Source organism: Kocuria rhizophila (assembly GCF_003667225.1).
In the GTDB taxonomy this organism is placed as follows: domain Bacteria; phylum Actinomycetota; class Actinomycetes; order Actinomycetales; family Micrococcaceae; genus Kocuria; species Kocuria rhizophila.
Map to the genome: position 1 here is coordinate 1 of NZ_RCOM01000128.1, position 4,028 is coordinate 4,028.

At 70.9% G+C, this 4,028-nt stretch carries 3 protein-coding genes; 1 reads left to right on the forward strand and 2 read right to left on the reverse strand.

Features of this window, described 5'->3' with window-relative positions:
* Window positions 1-390: 390 nt before the first annotated feature.
* Window positions 391-1,359 (forward strand): L-lactate dehydrogenase, encoded by a 969-nt coding sequence (locus tag D9R02_RS11355; RefSeq protein WP_121566938.1) that lies wholly within the window; start codon window positions 391-393, stop codon window positions 1,357-1,359.
* A 103-nt stretch (window positions 1,360-1,462) separates the two neighbouring features.
* Here the strand turns inward: D9R02_RS11355 and putP are convergent, their stop codons facing one another.
* Together putP and gluQRS are read right to left on the reverse strand one after the other, a co-directional pair.
* The gene (gene putP, locus D9R02_RS11360; protein WP_019311135.1) at window positions 1,463-3,001 is read right to left on the reverse strand and encodes a sodium/proline symporter PutP; all 1,539 of its coding nucleotides are present in this window, start codon (window positions 2,999-3,001) and stop codon (window positions 1,463-1,465) included.
* 121 nt (window positions 3,002-3,122) lie between these two features.
* The coding region (gluQRS, locus tag D9R02_RS11365) for a tRNA glutamyl-Q(34) synthetase GluQRS (protein WP_259463961.1) at window positions 3,123-4,028 on the reverse strand (906 nt) is incomplete at its 5' end.

Below are 4,028 nucleotides of genomic sequence, written 5' to 3' on the forward strand. Positions count from 1 at the left end.
TCCCCGCCCCGTCCGGTGCCAGCACATCCCCGCGGCGTCGGGTTCCCGCACATCCCCGCCTCGTCGGTTGCCCGCACCTTCCCGCGACGTCCGGCGCCCGCGCATCCCCGCGCCGTCGGGCACGGCCGCGGTGGGGGCGCGGCGGAGGGCTCCCGGCCCGTCGTTGGGCCCCGGCGGAGACACGCCGCCGCGGAGTGGGCTGCGTCATTGCCCGGGACGGGGCGACGGCGGAAGATGGTGGTGGGAACGCATTTCGGTGCCACCTGTATCCGGCCTCGGCCGGGCGCGGAACGCGGAACCGGGAGGTGTTCCCGCCAACCGGACCGTGTCCGTGCCGCCCAAGCGGCCGGGCGTGGCCGGACAGTCCGCGTCGAATGGAGCAGTGACACCGTGAGCCCGTCCAACGAAACCACCGTCCGCCGTACCAAGATCGGAATCGTGGGAGCGGGGTCCGTGGGCACCTCGCTGGCCTACGCCGCGATGATCCGCGGCACGTCCACCGACATCGCGCTCTACGACCTGCAGACCGCCAAGGTGGAGGCCGAGGCACTGGACCTCTCCCACGGGCAGATGTTCGCCCCGGGGGTCCGGGTGGAGGGCTCGGACGACGTCGCTGTGCTCAAGGACGCGGACATCGTGTTCGTGACCGCCGGCGCCAAGCAGAAGCCCGGGCAGACCCGCCTGGACCTGGCCGGTGCCAACACCGCGATCCTGAAGTCCCTCATGCCGCAGCTGCTGGAGCAGGCCCCGCAGGCGGTCTTCGTGCTGGTCACCAACCCGTGCGACGTGCTCACCGTGGTGGCCCAGCAGATCACCGGGCTGCCGTACCAGCGGATCATGAGCTCCGGCACCGTGCTGGACACCTCCCGCCTGCGCTGGCTGATCGGCAACGAGGCGCAGGTCAACACCAGCAGCGTGCACGCCTACATCATCGGTGAGCACGGGGACAGCGAGTTCCCCGTGTGGTCCTCCGCGAGCATCGGCCAGGTGCCGGTCAGCGAGTGGGAGGTGGACGGGCGACGTCCGTTCACCCCGGAGCGCCTGGTGGAGCTCAAGGACCAGGTGGTCAACGCCGCGTACCGCGTGATCGAGGGCAAGGGCGCCACCAACTACGCGATCGGCCTGGCCGGTGTGCGGATCGCCGAGGCCGTGCTCAAGGACCAGCAGGCGGTGCTGTCCGTGTCCACGGTGCTGGACGACTACTACGGCGTGAGCGGCGTGGCCCTGTCCGTGCCGTCCGTGGTGGGCGGCACCGGTGTGGGCCAGCGCCTGCGGATCCCCATGGGTGAGCCCGAGAAGGAGCAGCTGCGCGCTTCCGCGGAGACCATGCGCGGGTCCCTGCGCGACCTGGGGTTCTGAGCCGGTTCGTGGCGGAACCGCCACGGCCGTGGACGTGAGAACGCCCTCGCACCGTACGGTGCGAGGGCGTTCTCACGTGTCAGCGCCGGGGCGCCGGGACTGCTCAGACGGTCCCGGCGGGGGCCTCACCGGCAGCGGCCTTGGCGGCGGCAGCGGGGTCAGCCTCCTCGGGGTGGTTGACCAGGCGCAGGGTCTCGTCGAACTCGCGGTCGATCTCCGGGTTGTCCCGGTGGGTGATCAGGGAGACGACGACGCCCACCAGGCCACCCAGGATGAAGCCGGGGATGATCTCGTAGAGGTCGCTCCACGGGGTGTACTGCCACAGGAACACCGTGGCGGCGCCCACCACCATGGCGGAGATGGCACCCGCGTTGGTGAGCTTGCGCCAGAACAGGCTCATGAGCACCACGGGGCCGAAGGCCGCACCGAAGCCGGCCCACGCGAAGCCCACAAGGTCCAGGATGGTGGAGTTCTGCTCCCACGCCAGCGCGGCGGCCACCACGGCCACGAGCAGCACGCCGCCGCGGCCGAGCCACACCTGCGCCCTGGGGGACGGGGTGCGCTTGGCGGCCAGGTTGTAGAGGTCCTCCACCAGGGCGGAGGAGGAGACGATCAGCTGCGAGGAGATCGTGGACATGATCGCGGCGAGCACCGCGGCCAGCACGAACCCGGCCACCAGGGGGTGGAACAGCACCTGGGACATGTCCAGGAAGATGGCCTCGGGGTCGGTGGGCTCCTCGCCGGGGCGGTTGCCGTAGTACGCCAGGCCCACCAGGGCGGTGCCGATCGCACCCAGCACCGTGAGCAGCATCCAGCCGATGCCGATCCGGCGCCCGGCCTTCGCATCCGCGGGGGTGCGCAGCGCCATGAAGCGCACGATGATGTGGGGCTGGCCGAAGTAGCCCAGGCCCCACGCGAGGGACGAGATGATGCCCACGGCGGTGCCGCCCGCGAAGAGCGAGAGCGCGTCCGGGTTCACGGCCTCGATGCGGTTGACCATCTCACCGGGCCCACCCACCAGGAAGACGCCCACGATGGGCACCAGCAGCAGCGCGATCAGCATGAGCAGGCCCTGGAAGAGGTCCGTGTAGGACGCGCCCAGGAACCCGCCGAAGAACGTGTACAGGACGGTCACGCCGGCCACCAGGAGCATGCCCGTGAGGTAGCTGGTGCCGAACGAGGACTGGAAGAACACGCCGCCGGCCACCATGCCGGAGGACACGTAGAACGTGAAGAACACCAGGATGATCACGCCGGAGATCACGCGCAGCACCCGGGTGTTGCCCTTGAGCCGGTTGTCCAGGAAGGACGGGATGGTGATGGAGTTGTGGGAGACCTCCGTGTACGCGCGCAGCCGCGGCGCCACGATCTTCCAGTTCACCCACGCACCCGCGGTCAGGCCGATCGCGAGCCACGCCTCCACCAGACCGGAGAGGTACACCGCACCGGGCAGACCCATGAGCAGCCACCCGGACATGTCCGACGCCCCCGCGGAGAGCGCGGCCACGCCGGGCTTGAGGTTGCGCCCGCCCAGCATGTAGTCGTCGAGGTTCTTGGTCTTGCTGTTGGCCCACAGGCCGATGCAGATCATGACGATGAAGTACGCCAGGATCGCCATGAATTGGTACGCCTGATCGGACATGCGCGTGCCTTCCGGTACGGGGTCGTTGGACTGCGCCCACTGTATAGGGGGATGAAATGGTTCCCGGTTGCATGAAGTGAGGCAGAGCACAAGGGTACGCCGCCCGGGTGGACTCCGCGGTTCAGTCCTGCGCCGCATCCCACGGCTCGAACACCGTGGGCTCCCTGGTCCAGCTCGCGGGGTCCCAGTGATCCATGACATCCGCGGCCGTGCGCACCGGGTGGGTGATCCCCAGCGAGCGGGCCAGCCACCCCACCACGTCCTGCGCCGTGTGCCCGAGCTCCTGCAGCTCCCGCAGGGTCACGGCGCCGTCCCGTTTGGCCAGCCGGTCCCCGGAGGGGCCCAGCACCAGGGGAACGTGCGCGTACTCGGGGACGCCGTGGCCCATGAGTCCCGCCAGGTAGGCCTGCCGGGGAGCGGAGGGCAGCAGGTCGTCCCCGCGCACCACCTGGTCCACGCCCTGCTCGGCGTCGTCCACCACCACGGCCAGGTTGTACGCGGGGGTGCCGTCGTTGCGCACGAGCACCATGTCGTCCACGGCACCCGTGAACTCGCCCGCGAAGCGGTCGTGCACCGTGAACTCACGCACCCCTGCGCGCAGCCGCACGGCGGGAGGACGCTCCGTGCGGCGTCGTGCCCGCTGCTCCTCGGTCAGGTTCCGGCACGTGCCCGGGTAGGCGCCCGGGATGCCGTGGGGCGCGGAGGCCGCCGCGTGGATCTCCCTGCGCGTGCAGAAGCACTCGTAGGTGAGCCCGGCGTCCGTGAGGGTGCGCACGCGCTCCAGGAACAGGGGGATGCGCTCGGACTGCAGGTCCACGGGGCCGTCCCAGTCCAGACCGATGGCCCGCAGGTCCGCCACGTTGCGCTCGGCGGCGCCCCGCTTCACCCGGTCCAGGTCTTCCACGCGCAGCAGGAACCGGCGACCGGTGGCGCGTGCGAAACCCCACGCGGCCAGGGCCGTGCGCAGGTTGCCCAGGTGCAGGTCCCCGGAGGGCGACGGCGCGAAGCGGCCCGCGGGGGCGGGGGC

Excerpts from the sequence above, each read along its gene's own strand:
- putP (WP_019311135.1), bottom strand. The coding sequence starts at position 3,001 with ATGTCCGATCAGGCGTACCAATTCATGGCGATCCTGGCGTACTTCATC.